This is a genomic window from Streptomyces sp. NPDC059224 (genome assembly GCF_042754285.1).
Classification (GTDB): Bacteria; Actinomycetota; Actinomycetes; order Streptomycetales; family Streptomycetaceae; genus Streptomyces.
In genome coordinates this window covers 94,161-110,111 of record NZ_JBHZAN010000009.1, presented here as the reverse complement: position 1 = coordinate 110,111, position 15,951 = coordinate 94,161, and the positions used below count along the sequence as shown (strand labels likewise).

The following is a 15,951-nucleotide window of genomic DNA, read 5'->3' as shown; positions in this document are numbered from 1 at the left end:
GCACCGGAGGCGCCGGTGCCCCGGCGGGACGGCAGGGAGGAGAAAACGATGGAGGGCGAAGCCGCCTACGGCTTCATCGTCAATGTGGACGCACAGGGCTCGGGCCTGCTGTCCGACACCGAGAAACCCGACATGCGGCGCAGACTCTACGACGTCACGGGCACCGCCTTCGAACAGGCCGGCATCCGCCCGCCGCGCCTCTACCAGGAGGACCGCGGCGACGGCATCCTCGGCGTACTGGCACCCGACGTACCGCCCGTCCGGGTCCTCGGGGAATGGGTGGAGCACCTCCACCAGAACCTGCGGGAGAGCAACCGGCACCTCAGGAAACCGCTGCGGCTGCGCGTGGGCCTGCACATCGGCCGGGTCACGGCCGACCTGCACGGCCGCTCCGGACGCGCCGTCGACCTCGCCTGCCGGCTGGCCGACTGCGGTGTGGCGAAGGCGATCCTCAAGGCCGCGGACGGCGCACCCCTGGTGGTGGCGGCCTCCGACCGGGTGCACGAGGACTTCATCGTGCCCGGCGGGCGCTGGGTGGATCCCGAGCACTACCGGCGGCACGACGTGGAGCTCAAGGAGGGCCGTACCACCGCCTGGTTCATGGTCCCCGGACGGTCCCAGCCGCCTGAGCCGCCCGAGGAGCGGGGACCGGACGCGGCCGACGGGCCGGACGGCCGGCAGGGGCCGCCGCGGGGCGACCCGCCCCGGACCCCGGCACCCAAGGACGCCGGAAGCGGCGTCGTCCAGAACATCAACCAGCACGGCACCGGCCGGATCGTCGTCGGCGGCACCATCGACACCATCAACTTCTCCGACGGCGGTGACCGGTGAACGCACAGAACCCCCCGCCGCCCCAGGCCGGCCCGAAACCGCAGCAGCCGCAGCCGCAGCCGAAGGCCGAGCCGGACAGGCCGTCAGGCGCCGACTCCGGCGGCGCTTCCGAGGCGGAGAAGTCCGACGTCATCGGCGGCTCCGGCGCCAATCCGCTCGGCGATGAGGCGCTGCCCGGCGCCGCGGCCGCCGCCTCCCGGATCTACCGCTCCGCCGTGAACCAGCACGGATCCGGCACCCTGATCAGCTCAGGTTCCGTCGGCACCATGAACTTCTACGCTCGGCAGACGCAGACCGCCGAACGCCTGCTCGCCGGTCCGCTCCCGGAGGACGAACTGCGCCGACTGCGCCGGGTCTTCCAGGAACCGGAGGACTACGGCGACTACCGCGAGCAACTGCGCGGCGGCCGCCTCCTGGTGCTGTACGGCCAGCCCGGCACCGGCCGCGCCTACACCGCCCTGTCCCTGCTCGACGACCTCACCCGGGGCCAGGTCTCCCGCCTCGACCCGCGCACCGACCTGGACCGGCTGGACGACGACCAGATCCACGGCGGCCACGGCTACGCCCTGGAACCCAGCACCGGCGGACTGCCGGACGAGACCGGCCTCGACCGGCTCTGCGAACTGCTCGGCAGGAAGCAGGCGTACGCGGTCCTGCTGGCCACCCCCGAACCCGGTGACGTCCAGTCCCACGGCGGCCGTTACTACCGTGCGCACGCCCCGGCCGCCCAGACCGCCGTACTCGAAGGGCATCTCGGCCTCGAACTGGAGGCTTCGGGACCCGAGTTGTACGAGCGGGCCCGGGCGACCGCCCTCGACCCGGACGTCCTGGAGGCGCGCGGACTCGACGAGTTGCGGCCGGCGGAGGCGGCCCGCTTCGCGCGGCTCCTCGCCCGGCACACCAGGGACGAACTCACCCACGACGGGCTCCTCGCCGAGTGCCGGAGGTTCGCCGAGAGCCAGGCCGCCGAATGGTTCGCCGGCGGGATCCGCTCCGAGACCCCCGAGCGGCTGCGGGACGCGGCCTACCGGATCGCCGTGGCCGTACTGGAGGGAGCCTCCCTGAGCGCCGTCGCCGAGGCCGCCGAGGTGCTCGCCTGGGAACTTTCCGTCACCGTCGACCCCGAGGCCACCCCCGGCCGGCCCCTGTTCAGCGACGGCGTCGACGCCCGGCTGGTCTCCGCCCGTGCGGTGGCCGCACTCGGCACCGAGGAGGTCGGCACCGAGGAAGTGCCGGTCCGCACCGTGCGGTTCGGCGGCGAGGCCCTCGCCCCGGCCGTCCTCGGCCATCTCTGGCAGCACCGGCACAACGCGCGCGGACCCGTGCTGCGCTGGCTGGCCGGACTCTGCGAGGACACCCGGCCGCAGGTCTGGGTACGGGCCGCCGTCGCCGCCGGACAGCTGTGCCGCCTGGACCTCTCGCACACCGTGCACGAACTGGTCCAGCCCATGGCCCGGTCCGAGCGGGCCGGCCGCCGGCTGTTCGCCGCGACCGTGCTCGACGTCGCCGCGCGCTCGCCGGAGGTCGGCACCGCCGTCCGCGCGCTGGCCGCCTCCTGGGCCCGGTACGGCGACGAGCAACTGCGCTGGACCGCCGGGGCCGTGCTCGGCCGGGGCCGGGCCACGGACACCGTCCGCGAGTCGCTAGACCTGCTCGGCGGGATCGGCGTGTGGGACGAGGGCACCCTGCGGGCCGCCGCGGCCGTCCAGGTCGCCCACTTCGCCGGCGCCCACCCCGAGGCCCCGACCCTGCGCCGGATCCGCGTCTGGCTCTCCGACGAACGCCGGCCCCAGCAGGACCTCGGCCTGCAGAGCACGGTCTACCTCGCTGGCATCCGCGTCGTCGACCTCTGGAACCAGCACGAGGACCTGGAGGGTTACGGCGACTGGCCGCTGATGCTGGCCCTGGCCGACGTCCGGCCCGCCTTCGCCGCCGAACTCGCCGGACTCCTGTGGACCGCGCTGCAGACCCCACGGTCGTACGAGGCGGCGATCGAGACCGTCTCCGACTGGCTGCGCGACTCCTCCGACCAGCCCTGGGCAGACCGCATGGAGCGGTTCCTGCCGCTTCTCGTGCACACCCACGACGACCGCAACCGGCTGCTCGGCCTGATCAAGGAACTGACCGAAGACCCCGACCAACCACTGAACGACCAGCAGGTCCGCCGCCTGTGGGGCGCGGTCCAGGGAGCGAGTACACCATGAGCCACAACCAGTGGGGGCAGCCGTGGCCGCCCCAGGACGAGGAGTTCGTCCTTCCGCACGACCTCAGAGGGCCCTTCGTCCGCGAGTTCGCCCCGCAGACCACCTACCGGCACCGCAACAGCCAGGTCGCCTCGGTGCTCTACTACAAGAACGGCGGGCACAGCGTCATCACCGTCCGCGGCGCCGAGCACTACAACAAGCCGCTGATGGGCAAGCCCACCTCGGTGTGCTGGATCGCCCGCGGCCAGCACCAGGTCTCCTTCCAGCTGGAGCTGCCCACCTACGGCGACCGCTCCCGGTTCCGGGCGGGCGCGGACGTCAACTGGGAGGTGCACGACTTCTACCTGGCCGCCGAGAAGCGGGTGGTCGACGTGGAGCGGATGCTGCGTCCCTCGTTGGAGGCCCGGCTGCGCGGCCTCAGCCGCCGGCACAGCCTGGACTCCGCCCAGCAGGTCGACGAGGCGATCCAGGACGAGCTGGCCAGCGGCCGGTGGAGCGACTTCGGGGCCGATCTCGGCCTCGCCACCCAGGTGTTCGTACGGATCGACCTCGGCCAGGCGGCCGCCGACCACCAGGCCCAGATGGTAGCGGTGGAGAAGGGCGGCGTGGTCCAGGAGGCCATCGACAACGTCAACAAGGCGCGGATCGCCGCCAACATGGACGACGCGCAGAAGCTGATCACGGCCGGTGAGACCGTCCAGTACGCCCACATGCTCGCCTCGGACCCGAGCCGGGCGCACGAGATCCTCGGCGTGCTCCAGCAGCAGGCCCGCGAACAGCGCCAGGGCGCCCTGGACTACCTGACCAACCTGATCAACCAGGGCGTGGTGCAGCGCCACCAGATCGACGACCAGGTCCAGGCACTCATCGACTTCAGCCGTACGGTCTCCACCGGCGCCTTCCCCAACGGCCTGCCCCAGGCCCCGACCTCGCTGCCGATGCCGCCGGTCCCGCCCGCCCCGCCGCTGCTCCCGGCCGACGCGCCCCCGCCGATCCCGCCCGTCCCGCCGGTGCCGCCGATGGACATCATCCCCGGAGAGGGCACGGGGGTGGAGGACGACTCCAGCCCCGAGGCGCGCCGATGACAGCGGGCGGTCCCGGCGCCGACGCGGCCGCGCACTACGTCGCCGAACGGCTGCTGCTGACCGTGCGCGAGGACCTGGGCAGGGCGGACGTGAAGGCGTCCGTCCTGCTGTCCGGAGCCGTGGCGGTACCCGCCCTGGTCCTCGGGCGCGGGATGCCCGCCGGCGTCTCCGGGCCCGCCGCGGTGTTCGTCGCGGCGGGCGCGGCACTGTGGGCGGCGGGCACCCTGCTGCTGCTCGCGGTGATCGTGCCCCGTACCCGTACGGTCCGTTCGGCACCGGGCCCGACCTTCTACGCCGACGGGCTCGCCGTCACCGACCGGGAGGCGCTGCGCCGCGCCGCCGCTGAGGCCGGGGCGGACCGGGTGGGCTGGCTGCTCACCCAGTTCCAGGACGTCAGTGTCATCCTCTCGGCGAAGTACCGCTGGCTGCGCCGGTCGATGGCACTGCTCGGGGCGGGGCTGCTGCTGGCGGGGGCGCCGCTGGCGGTCGGCTGACCGGAGGCGGTCAGCCGTCGCGCAGCCGCTTGAGGCGCTCGACGTCCGCCGCGTGCCCCTCCTTGCCGCCGGGCGTCTCGATGATCAGCGGTACGCCTTCGGTCGCCGGGTGGGTCATCAGCGCACGGAACGGATCCGCGCCGATGTGCCCGGCGCCGATGTTCTCGTGCCGGTCCTTGTGCGCCCCGACGACGTCCTTGGAGTCGTTGGCGTGGATCAGCTTCAGCCGCCCCTCGCCGACCGTCTCCACCAGCAGGTCCAGGGTCTGGTGCATCCCGCTCGGCCCGGTCAGGTCGTGCCCGGCGGCGAACACGTGACAGGTGTCCAGGCACACGCCGAGCTTGGGATGGGCGTCGAGCGCCTCGAAGTACGGCCCGAAGTCCCAGGTCCGCGAGCAGAGCGAGGCGCCCTGTCCGGCGGTGGACTCCAGCAGCAGGAACGGGTCGTCGTCACGGGTCAGCTCGTCCAGGAGCGGCAGCAGATACGCCCGTACCTGCTTCAGCGCCACCTCCCGGGACCGTCCGCCGGTCGCGCTCCCGGTGTGCACCACCACGCCGAGCGCCCCGATCTCCCGCCCGCGCCGCAGCGAGTGCCGCAGCGACTCCACCGACTTCTCCGCCGTCGCCTCGGTGTGCGAGCCGAAGTTGATCAGGTACGGGGCGTGCACGTACGCCGGGACCGACTCCTGCCCGCAGGCCGCGCGGAACGCCTCGTCCTGCCGCGGGCTGCCCGCCGGGGTGGCCCAGCCGCGCGGGTTGGCGACGAAGACCTGCACGGCCTCGGCCTTCAGCTCGCGGGCGTAGGACAACCCCACGGAGTGCAGGCCGCCGGCCACCGGGACGTGACCGCCGACGGGGTTGCGGGACGGGCCGGAGGGGGCGGGCGGGTGGGTCTTCACCCGTCAAGGGTGTCACGCCGCGGGCCGGCCGCGGTCACCGGATGGTGATGGTGATCGTCGACCCCTTGGGCGCCTGTTCCCCGGCGTCCACCGACTGCCGCTTGACGGTGTCGCCGAACAGTCCCAGCAGCCCGCGGTCCTCCTTGACCTGGAAGCCGGACTGCTTCAGCAGCTTCGTCGCGTCGTCGACCGTGGCCCCGACCACGTCCGGCACCTCGACCATCTCCGGCCCCTTGGACAGCGTCAGCGTCACCGTGTCGCCCTCGGCGGCCCGCGCGTCGCCCGCCGGGGTCTGCCGGGCCACCTGCCCCTGGTCGTACTCGGAGGTGACCTCGGTGGCCGACACGGTCACCTTCAGCCCGGCCTCCTGCAGCTCCTGCCGGGCCTCGTCCAGGTCGTCACCGGTGACATCGGGGACGTCGACCGGCGAACCCTTGCTGACGACGAGCGCGATCGCCGTCCCCGCGTGCCGCTCGCTGCCGGCGCCCGGATCGGTGGAGATGACCGACCCCCTGGGCACGTCGTCGCTGAACTCCCGCGTCACCATGCCCGGTTCGAGTCCTTCGGCCTTCAGCAGCGCCTTGGCCCGGGCCTGCGTGCGGCCCTGTGTCTCGGGCACCTTCACCGTCTCCGGGCCGTCCGAGATGGTCAGGGTCACCGCGTCGTTGCCGCGGATGCGCCGGCCGGCCGCCGGGTCGGTGCTGATCACCGTGCCCCGCTTCACGGTGTCGCTGTAGGCGTGCTCGACGTTCTTGACGTCGAGCCCGGCCTCCTTCAGCCGCGTGGTGGCCTGTGCCTCGGTCTTCGACAGCAGCGGCGGGACCTTGGTGAACTGCCCGGAGTTGATGTACCAGATCCCGGTGCCGGCGCCGAAGAGGACCAGGACGGCGACAAGGAGCGTCACCAGGCCGCGCCGGGACCCGCGGCGGGCACCGTGCCGGCGCTCCGGCACCGGCGGCGTCTCGAACCGGCTGGTCGTCAGGACCTGGCCGTCCGGTTCGTTGACGGGCAGCGGCCGGGGCACGGTCAGCGACCGTGGGATGACGCTCGTCCGGTCCTCGGCTATGTCGTGTCCCTCGGTGAGCGCCTGCGGCGGCACGGCGTCCAGCTGCTCGTCGCCAAGGGCGGCCCGCGCCTGACGGACCAGGGCCAGCAGCGCGACGGCGTCGTACGGCCGGGCCCCGGGATCACGGGCGGTGCCGTGGGCGACCAGCACGTCCAGTTCGTGGGCCAGCCCCGGCACGACGGCGGACGGCGCCGGCACGTCCTCGTGGAGATGCTTGTAGAGGATCACCGCGGGCGAGTCCGAGTCGTGCGGCTTCTCCCCGGTGAGCATCTCGTAGAGCACCACGCCGCACGCGTAGACGTCGACGCGGGGATCGGCGACCCCGTTCTCGACCTGCTCGGGCGCCAGGTACGCCACGGTCCCGAGCACGGCGCCAGTGGTGTTCGTGACGCTGTTCACGGACCGCACCAGGCCGAAGTCGGCGACCTTGACCCGCCCGTCGTCCCCTATCAGCACGTTCTCGGGCTTCATGTCGCGGTGCACGAAACCGGCGCGGTGCGCGGCGCCCAGCGCCGCCAGCACCGGCTCCAGAATGTCCAGCGCGGCCCGCGGCTGCAGCGCGCCGCGCTCGCGCAGCACGTCACGGAGGGTGCAGCCGGCGATGTACTCCATCGCGAGATACACGTACGGCCCGTCGGTCCCCTGGTCGAAGACCTGGACGACATTGGGATGGGCCAGCCGGGCGACCGACTTGGCCTCCCGGATGAATCTCTCGACGAAGGAACCGTCGGCGGCGAGCGCCGGATGCATCACCTTCAGCGCGAGCACCCGGTCCAGCCGCACGTCCAGGGCCCGGTAGACCGTGGCCATCCCGCCGACGGCGATCCGCGCGTCGACGCGATAACGGCCGTCGAGCACACGCCCGACAAGGGGGTCCTGAAGCGTCGTATCCACCCCGCGAGTGTACGAGCCCCAGCCGAAACCCCCACAGGTGAGACAGATTTCCCCACGGACTACGACACACCTGTGACGCGCCGGGCACGGGCCGGTGGCTCAGAAGGCGGGGCGTTCGGGGTCCAGGACGGCCAGGCCCTCCGCGGGGGAGGACGCCTGCGCGAAGTGACGGAACGGGATCCGGCCGGCCAGCCGGGCCAGCCGTCCCGCCTCCACCCCGGCCCGCATGGCGGACGCCATCCGTTCCGGATCCTGTGCCCGGGTCACCGCGGACGCCAGCATCACTCCCGCGCAGCCCAGCTCCATCGCCAGCGCCACGTCGGAGGCCGTACCGGCTCCCGCGTCCAGAATCACCGGCACGCGCGCGTGCTCGACGATCAGCCGGAAGTTGTGCGGGTTGCGGATCCCGAGCCCCGACCCGATCGGCGACCCCAGCGGCATCACCGCGGCGCACCCGACGTCCTCCAGCTTCCGGGCCAGCACCGGATCGTCGTTGGTGTACGGCAGCACCGTGAACCCGTCGTCGACCAGGGTCTCGGCCGCGTCGAGGAGCTCGATCGGGTCGGGCAGCAAGGTCCGCTCGTCGGCGATGACCTCCAGCTTGACCATCGAGGTCCCCAGCGCCTCCCGGGCCAGCCGGGCGGTCAGCACGGCCTCCCCGGCGGTGAAGCAGCCGGCAGTGTTGGGCAGCACCCGGATCCCGAGCCGCTCCAGGACCGACAGCACGGACCCCCGTACCCCCGGATCCACCCGGCGCATCGCGACCGTCGTCAGCTCGGTACCGGACGCGACCAGCGCCCGCTCCAGCACCTCCAGGCTGGGCGCACCCCCGGTCCCCATGATCAGCCGGGACGAGAAGGCGGTACCCCCGAGCAGGAACGGATCGTCGGCCATGGCTCAGCCTCCCTGTACGGCGGTCAGGACTTCCACCCGGTCACCCTCGGCGAGCGCCGTACCCGGCCACTCCCCGCGCGGTACGACGGTCTCGTTGACCGCCGCGGCCACCCCCGACGGCGCGGCCGTCAGGGACTTCACGAGCGTGTCGAGAGCGGTGCCCGGGGTGACCTCCCGGCGCTCCCCGTTGACGGAGATGTTCATGCGGTCTGCTCCAGGAGTGCGCCGGGGACGGGGCCGAAACGCTTCGGCGTGAAGGGACGGACGGCTTCGGGCAGCTCACCGCCGGTCAGCAGCTCCGCCATCACGTCCCCCGTGACCGGTGTGAGCAGCACCCCGTTGCGGTGGTGACCGGTGGCCAGCAGCAGCCCGTCCAGGCGGGTCGGCCCGAGCAGCGGCGCGTTGTCGGGGGAGCCGGGGCGCAGCCCGGCCCGGGTCTCGGTCAGCGGCAGCTCGGTGATGCCGGGCACCAGCTCGTGCGCGTCGCGCAGCAGCTCGTACACGCCCCCCGCGGTGACCGTGGTGTCCCAGCCCAGCTCCTCGCTGGTCGCCCCCACGACCAGCTCGCCGTTCTCCCGGGGCACCAGGTAGAGATGGCCACCGCGCACCACGGCCCGTACGGTCCTGCTGAGGAACGGCGCGTACGCCGCGGGCACGGTCAGCCGCAGCACCTGCCCCTTCACGGGCCGCACCGGCGGCAGCACGTCCTCCGGGACCCCCGCCAGCCGCCCGCTCAGGCTGCCGGCGGCGAGCACCACCCGGTCCGCGGCCAGCAGGTCGCCCGCGCGCGTGACGGCGCCGGTGGCCCGCTCCCGCACCACCTCCAGGCGCTCGGCCCAGTCGCGGTGGAAGACCACCCCGGCCCGCTCGCACGCGGCCACCAGCGCGGCCGCCAGCCGGCGCGGGTCGATCTGGTGGTCGCCGTCGACCCGCAGCCCGCCGCGCACACCCGGCGCGAGCATCGGCTCCAGACGCCGGCACTCCCGCCCGGACAGCCACTCGGAGTCCAGCCCCGACCGCTGCTGGAGGGCGTGCAGCTCGCGCAGGTGCGCCCGGTCGTCGGCGTCCAGCGCGACCGCGAGTGTGCCGCAGCGCCGGTAGCCGAGGTCGTGGCCGGTGAGCTCGGTGAGCTCGGCGGCGAAGTCGGGGTAGCGGCGGGCGGAGGTGAGGTTCAGCCCCAGCAGGGTCTGCTCGCCGTAGTGCAGTTCGGTGACCGCGGCCAGCATCCCCGCCGCGACCTGCGCGGCCCCGCCGCCGGGCTCGGGGTCGGCCACGGCGGTGACGAGCCCGCGCTGCGCGGACCGCCAGGCCGTGACCAGGCCGATGATTCCGCCCCCGATGACGAGGACGTCGGACGTATGTGCGGACATGGGCGTCCAGCCCCTCCCTTCGCCGGCATGACCCGGATCAGGTTCGTACGGTCGGAGGCCGCCAGCCTCCCTCTCAGCCCGGTGCGTCCGGGCTCCCGCGTGTGCTTCCCGGCCACCCTAGCCCGCGCGGCTCCGCCCCGGTAGGACGGCCTGCCCGGGTGGTGTGGAACAGGTCACCCAGCACGCCCCCTGACTGACTCTTTGTCAGTTGTCTATCGTTCTTGTCTATGGTGATCAGGTGAGCGAGCAGACGCAGCGACGAGGCACGTCACCGACGCGGCGCGTGGTCGTCGTCGGCGCCGGCATGGCCGGGGTGCAGACCGCCGTGGCCCTGCGCGAACAGGGCTTCACCGGCAGCGTCACCCTGATCGGGGCCGAGCCGCACCAGCCCTACGACCGGCCGCCGCTCTCCAAGGCGGTGCTGCTCGGCAAGGCGGAGGGCTCTGCCTTCGAGGTCGACTTCGAGGCGCTCGGCATCGAGCTGGCGCTGGGCCGCGACGCCCTCGGCGTGCGCCCCGCCGACCGCGAGCTGGACACCGAGGCCGGACCGGTGCCGTACGACGTCCTGGTGCTCGCCACCGGCGCCGAGCCGATCACGCTGCCCGGCACCGAGGGCGTGCCCGGCGTCCATCTGCTGCGCACCCTGGACGACGCCGAGCGGCTGCGGCCCGTGCTCGCCCGGCAGCACGACATCGTGGTGGTCGGCGCGGGCTGGATCGGCGCCGAGTTCGCCACCGCCGCGCGGGAGGCGGGCTGCGCGGTGACCGTCGTGGAGGCCGCCGACCGCCCGCTCGCGGGAGCGCTCCCGGCCGAGGTGGCCGCGCCGATGACCGGCTGGTACGCCGACAGCGGCGCCGAGCTGCGCACGCACGCGCGCGTGGCGCGGGTCGAGCCCGGCGCGGTGGTGCTCGACGACGGCTCGCGGGTGCCCGCGGGTGCCGTCGTGGTCGGCATCGGAGCCCGCCCCGCCACCGCCTGGCTGGCCGGCTCCGGCATCGGCCTGGGCCGGCACGGCGAGGTGCTCGCCGACGACCGGCTGCGCACCGGCGTCCCGGACGTCTACGCGGTCGGCGACTGCGCCTCCTTCCCCTCCGGCCGCTACGGCGAACGCCTGCTGGTCCACCACTGGGACAACGCCCTCCAGGGCCCGCGCACGGTGGCCGCGGGCATCCTCGGCGAGTCGGACGCGGTCTACGACCCGGTGCCGTACTTCTGGTCGGAGCAGTTCGGCCGCTTCGTGCAGTACGCCGGCCACCACGCCGTCGCCGACCGCATGATCTGGCGCGGCGACCCGTCCGGCCCGTCCTGGAGCGTGTGCTGGCTCCGCGAGAACCGCCTGGTCGCTCTGCTGGCGGTGGGCCGCCCGCGCGACCTGGCGCAGGGCCGCCGCCTGATCGAGGCGGGGCGCCGGATGGACGCCGAGGCGTTGTCAGACCCGGCCCGCCCTCTGAAGAACGCGACTGCGGAGCCCCTCTAGAGGCGCTGGGGGGGACGGCGCGACAGGCCGCGGCCGAACGGCCACCGATCGCACCCCACCCGCCGAAACGCCTACCCTTGACCCTGTGACCGAGATTGACGCAAAGACCGATGCTCTCGTCCCCGCCTGGCTCACCGTCCCCGACATCGCAGAGATGCTGGACGTCGAGGTGACGCGCGTGCGGCAGCTGGTCAAGGAGGGCCAGCTCATCGCCGTCCGCCGTGGTGAGAACAGGGCACTGCACGTCCCCGCCGCCTTCATCGACGGGGACAAGGTCGTCAAGGGCCTGTCCGGAACCCTGACGCTCCTGCGGGACGACGGCTTCACGGACGAAGAGATTCTGGAGTGGCTCTTCACGCCCGACGAGACCCTGCCCGGCACCCCCGCGCAGGCGCTCAGCGAGAATCGCGGCACGGAGGTGAAGCGCCGCGCCCAGGCGCTCGCCGTCTGAGCCGAGCCGGTACCGACACAACGGGGGACACCGAATGACCGACACCGCCCGCGCCCAGCTGGCCGACGCCCGTCTCTACCTGTGCACGGACGCCCGTAAGGAGCAGGGTGACCTCGCCGGTTTCCTGGACGCGGTCCTGGCGGGCGGTGTCGACATCGTGCAGCTGCGCGACAAGGGCATGGAGGCCGCCGAGGAGCTGGAGCACCTCGCCGTGTTCGCCGACGCCTGCGCCCGGCACGGCAAACTGCTCGCGGTCAACGACCGCGCGGACGTGGCCCACGCGGCCGGCGCCGATGTGCTCCACCTCGGCCAGGGGGACCTGCCGGTCCCGGCCGCCCGGGCGATCCTCGGCCCGGACGTCCTGGTCGGCCGCTCCACGCACGCCGAGTCCGAGGCCGCCGCGGCCGCCGTCCAGGACGGCGTGGACTACTTCTGCACCGGCCCCTGCTGGCCCACTCCCACCAAGCCCGGCCGCCCCGCACCAGGCCTCGGCCTGGTGCGGTACACCGCCGCGCTGGGCACCGACCGTCCCTGGTTCGCGATCGGCGGCATCGACCTGGACAACCTCGACCAGGTGCTGGACGCCGGCGCCCGCCGGGTGGTCGTGGTCCGCGCGCTCACCGCGGCCGACGACCCGGGCGCCGCGGCCGCCGAATTCGCGAAGCGACTGCGGTCGGTCGGCTAGCCGTCCGACACGGGCGTCCGGAAACTTGTCCAGTATCCGGACACGGGGCCGACAATCCGGGGTAAATCTCCGGAGTCCGGTTGGGTGACCGTCCGCCCCTGACTAACCTGCGGGTATGGCCCTCGGAACCGCATCCACCAGGACTGACCGCGCACGCACCGTGCGTGACATGCTCGCCTCCGGCAAGACCACGTACTCGTTCGAGTTCTCGGCGCCGAAAACCCCCAAGGGCGAGCGGAACCTGTGGAGCGCGCTCCGGAGGGTCGAGGCGGTTGCCCCCGACTTCGTCTCCGTGACCTACGGCGCCGGCGGCTCCACCCGCGCGGGCACGGTCAAGGAGACCCAGCAGATCGTCGCCGACACCACGCTCACCCCGGTCGCCCACCTCACCGCGGTCGACCACTCCCTGGCCGAACTGCGCAACATCATCGGCCAGTACGCGGACGCCGGGATCCGCAACATGCTCGCCGTGCGCGGCGACCCGCCCGGCGACCCCATGGGGGAGTGGGTGGCGCATCCGCAGGGCCTGACCTACGCGGCCGAACTGGTCCGGCTCATCAAGGAGTCGGGCGACTTCTGCGTGGGCGTCGCCGCCTTCCCGGAGATGCACCCGCGCTCGGGCGACTGGGACACCGACGTCCGGCACTTCGTCGACAAGTGCCGTGCGGGCGCCGACTACGCCATCACCCAGATGTTCTTCCGGCCCGAGTCCTACCTTCGCCTTCGCGACCGGGTCGGCGCGGCCGGCTGTGAGACTCCGGTGATTCCGGAAATCCTGCCCGTCACCAGTGTGAAGATGCTGGAACGACTGCCCAAACTCAGCAACGCTTCCTTCCCGGACGCCCTGAAAGAGCGGATCCTCGCAGCCAAAGACGATCCGGCGGCGGTACGCTCCATCGGTATCGAGTTCGCCACGGAGTTCTGTGCGCGGCTGCTGGCCGAGGGCGTCCCCGGACTGCACTTCATCACGCTCAACAGCTCCACGGCGACGCTGGAGATCTACGAGAACCTTGGCCTGCACCATCCCCCGCGGGCCTAGACCGGCCGCACCGGAGTAGGACACACTGCGTAGCGGACACTGGGAGAGGGGCGTACATGGGCTGGACGGTCCTCTACGTAGCGTTCGGCATCGTCGCGTTGTGGTTGCTGGGCGAGGTGCTGCTGCAGTACAAGGCGCGGCTGCGCTGGCGGCTGCTCGCCTTCGCCGGCTTCCTCGGCGTCGTCTTCGGTGTCCTGATTCCGTCGGTGATCGTCATCGGGGTGGGCGCGATCGCCTTCGCGCTCGGCCAGACCTACGTCACGCTGTCGTTCCGCCGCGGCTTCGAGGCCGGCTGGGCGGTCAAGCGCCCCGGCGCGGACCACGAGGGCGGCCTGCTGACCAAGCGCCGCCGCGGTGGGCCGGACGAGGACCCGGGCCCGGAGGCCACCGACCCGGACGCGGCCGACGGCGCCTACCCCGACGAGCGGGCCGCCTACGTCACCGGCGGCACCCCGTCCTACGGCGGCGACGACTACGACCGCGACGACGTGTTCTCCTCGGCCCGCCCCGCCGAGCCCACCGCGGCCGAGTCCACGGCGGTGTACGAGCCGCAGCCGGTGCCCGACGACACCGGCTCCTACGGCATATACAACGAGCCCGGCTACGCCACCGCCGGCGACCCCGCCTACGCGAGCGCCGGCCAGGACCAGACGTACGCCGCCCAGGGCACCGACCAGAACTACGCCTACGACTACTCCGGCTACGGGCAGCAGCAGTACGGCTATGACACCGGCGCCCAGCAGCAGTACGCCAACTACTCCGACCCGTACATCGGCAACCAGACCTACGGCGGCACCGGGTACGACCAGTCGTACGGCACCCAGCAGTACGACCAGCAGGGCTACGTCCAGGACCAGTACGGCAACGGCGGCTACGGCGAGACCCCCGCGGGCGGTGTCTGGGTCCCGCAGCAGCGTGCCGACGAGACCTACGGCGGCGAACTCCCGCAGGAGCAGCAGTACCCCTACCAGGGCGACGGGCAGGACCCGCAGCAGAGCCGGCCCGGCACCGGGTACGACGAGCAGTACCGTTTCTGAGGGTCCGGCCCGGTTCTGTCCGGGCCGCACCTCACTGCGAGCCGCGGAACTCCGGTCCCTCGACGATCAGTCCGGCCACCAGCGCTCCCGACATCCCGGCGTGCGGAAGTCCGCCGCCGGGGTGCGACCAGCCGCCCACGGTGAACAGACCTGACAGGCCGGTGGTGTTGGCCGGCCAGAGCAGCCCACCGGCGCCGGCCGCCAGCGCGGGCGGCGGGACCGCCCCGCCCGTCGCGCCGGTCTCCGCCGCGATGTCCGCCGGGGTGCGCACCTCCTGCCACAGGAGGCGGTCGCGCAGGCCGGGCACGGCACGCTCGGCGACCGTGACCATCCGCTCCGCCAGACCGGGACCGTCGCTCCCGGCGGGCACCGTCGAGACCAGCGCGACCGCCTCGTGCCCGGCGTCCGGGACCAGGGCCGGGTCGTCGGGCCGCAGCACCGTCACCGTCCCGGGCACGGCCGGCGCCGACCCGAACAGGCCGTCCAGCTCCGCGGTACCGTCCGCCGCGTGCACAACGGTCCGGTGAGCGGTCCCGGCAGGCCGCCCGCCGCGCAGCGCCAGCAGCACGGTGAGCCGGCTCGGCAGCCCCCGCCGGGGCACGGGGCCCGCGTCGGCCCGCGCCGGGACCCGGCCCAGCGCCTGCGGTGGCACGCCCGCCACCACGAAGTCGGCGTCGGCCGTGGCTCCGTCGGAGAACTCCACCCCGGCCGCCCGGCCGTCCTTCTCCAGGACCCCGGTGGCCTCTGCGCCGAACACGAACTCGACCCGCCGCTGCACGCACCGCTCGTACACCGCCCGCGCCAACTCCCGGATGCCACCGCGCACGTACCAGGTGCCGAAGGCGTGCTCCAGGTACGGCAGCACGGCCGCGCTCGCCGGAGTGTCCCGGGGGTCGAGGCCGTACGCGAGGGCATGGCTGTTCAGGAGGGCGGCCAGGCGCTCGTCGCGCAGCTCCCAGGCGCCGATCTCGGCGAGCGTGCCGGCCCGGCGGGCGCGCAGCAGCTTCCTGTGCGGCACGGACGGGTAGGGTTCGCGCTCGGCCAGTACCTGCCAGTTCGGCCACAGCGGTTCCTCCAGCAGCGGGCGCCGGGTGCGGTCCCAGGCCTCCCGGGCCCGCACCAGGAAGTCGCCCCAGCGCTGTCCGGCGCCCGCCCCGAGGGCCTCGTCCAGGGCGGAGACGACACCCGCGCGGGACGCGTTCGGCAGCACGGCCTCGGTGCCGTCCGCGAAGACATGCCGGGCCGATGGGTCGACCTGGACCAGCTCGACCCGGTCCTCCAGCGGCTCCCTGCCGGTCTTGACGAACAGGTCGCGGTAGACGGCGGGCAGCGGCAGCAGCCCCGGGCCGGTGTCGAAGGCGAACCCGTCGCGCTCGAACCGGCGCACGCCGCCGCCGTACGTCCGCGTCCGCTCGTACACCGTCACCCGGTGGCCCGCGACGGCCAGCCGGGCGGCCGCCGCCATGGCGCCCATCCCGGCGCCGATCACCGCAATCCGTCCCATGACCGCGACTTTATCGACCGCC

The 15,951-nt window shown here is 73.4% G+C and carries 15 protein-coding genes and 1 riboswitch; of the genes, 9 read left to right on the top strand and 6 right to left on the bottom strand.

Features of this window, described 5'->3' with window-relative positions; all coding sequences use genetic code 11:
* The first annotated feature begins 48 nt into the window (after positions 1–48).
* From ACFXI4_RS11760 to ACFXI4_RS11745, 4 genes are read left to right on the top strand one after another with little or no spacing between them, the layout of a single operon-like run.
* Positions 49–831: a hypothetical protein gene (locus ACFXI4_RS11760; protein WP_384989640.1), complete on the top strand. Its 783-nt coding sequence runs from the start codon at positions 49–51 to the stop codon at positions 829–831.
* On the top strand, positions 828–3,035 hold the full coding sequence (locus ACFXI4_RS11755) for a hypothetical protein (RefSeq protein WP_384989638.1): 2,208 nt from the start codon (positions 828–830) through the stop codon (positions 3,033–3,035). The genes ACFXI4_RS11760 and ACFXI4_RS11755 overlap by 4 nt, the downstream gene beginning before the upstream one ends.
* Entirely contained in the window at positions 3,032–4,120 is a 1,089-nt protein-coding gene (locus tag ACFXI4_RS11750; protein WP_384989637.1) for a hypothetical protein, read from the top strand. The genes ACFXI4_RS11755 and ACFXI4_RS11750 overlap by 4 nt, the downstream gene beginning before the upstream one ends.
* Positions 4,117–4,614: a Pycsar system effector family protein gene (locus tag ACFXI4_RS11745; RefSeq protein ID WP_384989636.1), complete on the top strand. Its 498-nt coding sequence runs from the start codon at positions 4,117–4,119 to the stop codon at positions 4,612–4,614. The genes ACFXI4_RS11750 and ACFXI4_RS11745 overlap by 4 nt, the downstream gene beginning before the upstream one ends.
* A 10-nt stretch (positions 4,615–4,624) precedes the next feature.
* On the opposite strand, the gene ACFXI4_RS11740 is transcribed toward ACFXI4_RS11745, so the two are convergent.
* The 5 genes from ACFXI4_RS11740 to thiO all read right to left on the bottom strand — a co-directional run bounded on the left by ACFXI4_RS11740 (position 4,625) and on the right by thiO (position 9,736).
* Positions 4,625–5,512 carry a deoxyribonuclease IV gene (locus ACFXI4_RS11740; RefSeq protein ID WP_384989634.1) on the bottom strand — a complete coding sequence of 296 codons (888 nt, stop codon included), beginning with the start codon at positions 5,510–5,512 and terminating at the stop codon, positions 4,625–4,627.
* Positions 5,513–5,546: 34 nt separating this feature from the next.
* A complete protein-coding gene (gene pknB, locus ACFXI4_RS11735) occupies positions 5,547–7,472 on the bottom strand; it encodes a Stk1 family PASTA domain-containing Ser/Thr kinase (protein WP_384989633.1) in 1,926 nt (641 codons plus the stop codon).
* 99 nt (positions 7,473–7,571) lie between these two features.
* The gene (locus ACFXI4_RS11730) at positions 7,572–8,366 is read right to left on the bottom strand and encodes a thiazole synthase (protein ID WP_384989632.1); all 795 of its coding nucleotides are present in this window, start codon (positions 8,364–8,366) and stop codon (positions 7,572–7,574) included.
* A gap of 3 nt (positions 8,367–8,369) precedes the next feature.
* Positions 8,370–8,570 carry a sulfur carrier protein ThiS gene (gene thiS / locus ACFXI4_RS11725; protein ID WP_384989630.1) on the bottom strand — a complete coding sequence of 67 codons (201 nt, stop codon included), beginning with the start codon at positions 8,568–8,570 and terminating at the stop codon, positions 8,370–8,372.
* On the bottom strand, positions 8,567–9,736 hold the full coding sequence (gene thiO / locus ACFXI4_RS11720; RefSeq protein WP_384989628.1) for a glycine oxidase ThiO: 1,170 nt from the start codon (positions 9,734–9,736) through the stop codon (positions 8,567–8,569). Before thiO ends, thiS begins: the two co-directional genes overlap by 4 nt.
* A riboswitch (TPP riboswitch) is annotated at positions 9,734–9,845 on the bottom strand. Its footprint overlaps the gene before it by 3 nt.
* Positions 9,846–9,974: 129 nt before the next feature.
* Between thiO and ACFXI4_RS11715 the strand changes: the two genes are divergently transcribed.
* From ACFXI4_RS11715 to ACFXI4_RS11695, 5 genes are all read left to right on the top strand, one after another.
* Positions 9,975–11,213: an NAD(P)/FAD-dependent oxidoreductase gene (locus ACFXI4_RS11715; RefSeq protein WP_384989626.1), complete on the top strand. Its 1,239-nt coding sequence runs from the start codon at positions 9,975–9,977 to the stop codon at positions 11,211–11,213.
* Between the two features lie 85 nt (positions 11,214–11,298).
* Positions 11,299–11,664, top strand: a complete 366-nt coding sequence (locus ACFXI4_RS11710; protein ID WP_384989624.1) for an Rv2175c family DNA-binding protein — start codon at positions 11,299–11,301, stop codon at positions 11,662–11,664.
* 34 nt (positions 11,665–11,698) lie between these two features.
* Positions 11,699–12,349, top strand: coding sequence for a thiamine phosphate synthase (thiE, locus tag ACFXI4_RS11705; protein ID WP_384989623.1), 651 nt, complete (start codon positions 11,699–11,701; stop codon positions 12,347–12,349).
* Between the two features lie 115 nt (positions 12,350–12,464).
* Positions 12,465–13,388 (top strand): methylenetetrahydrofolate reductase [NAD(P)H], encoded by a 924-nt coding sequence (metF, locus tag ACFXI4_RS11700; protein ID WP_384989621.1) that lies wholly within the window; start codon positions 12,465–12,467, stop codon positions 13,386–13,388.
* Between the two features lie 56 nt (positions 13,389–13,444).
* Entirely contained in the window at positions 13,445–14,425 is a 981-nt protein-coding gene (locus ACFXI4_RS11695) for a hypothetical protein (protein WP_384989619.1), read from the top strand.
* A gap of 31 nt (positions 14,426–14,456) precedes the next feature.
* Here the strand turns inward: ACFXI4_RS11695 and ACFXI4_RS11690 are convergent, their stop codons facing one another.
* Positions 14,457–15,929 (bottom strand): phytoene desaturase family protein, encoded by a 1,473-nt coding sequence (locus ACFXI4_RS11690; protein ID WP_384989617.1) that lies wholly within the window; start codon positions 15,927–15,929, stop codon positions 14,457–14,459.
* Positions 15,930–15,951: the final 22 nt, after the last annotated feature.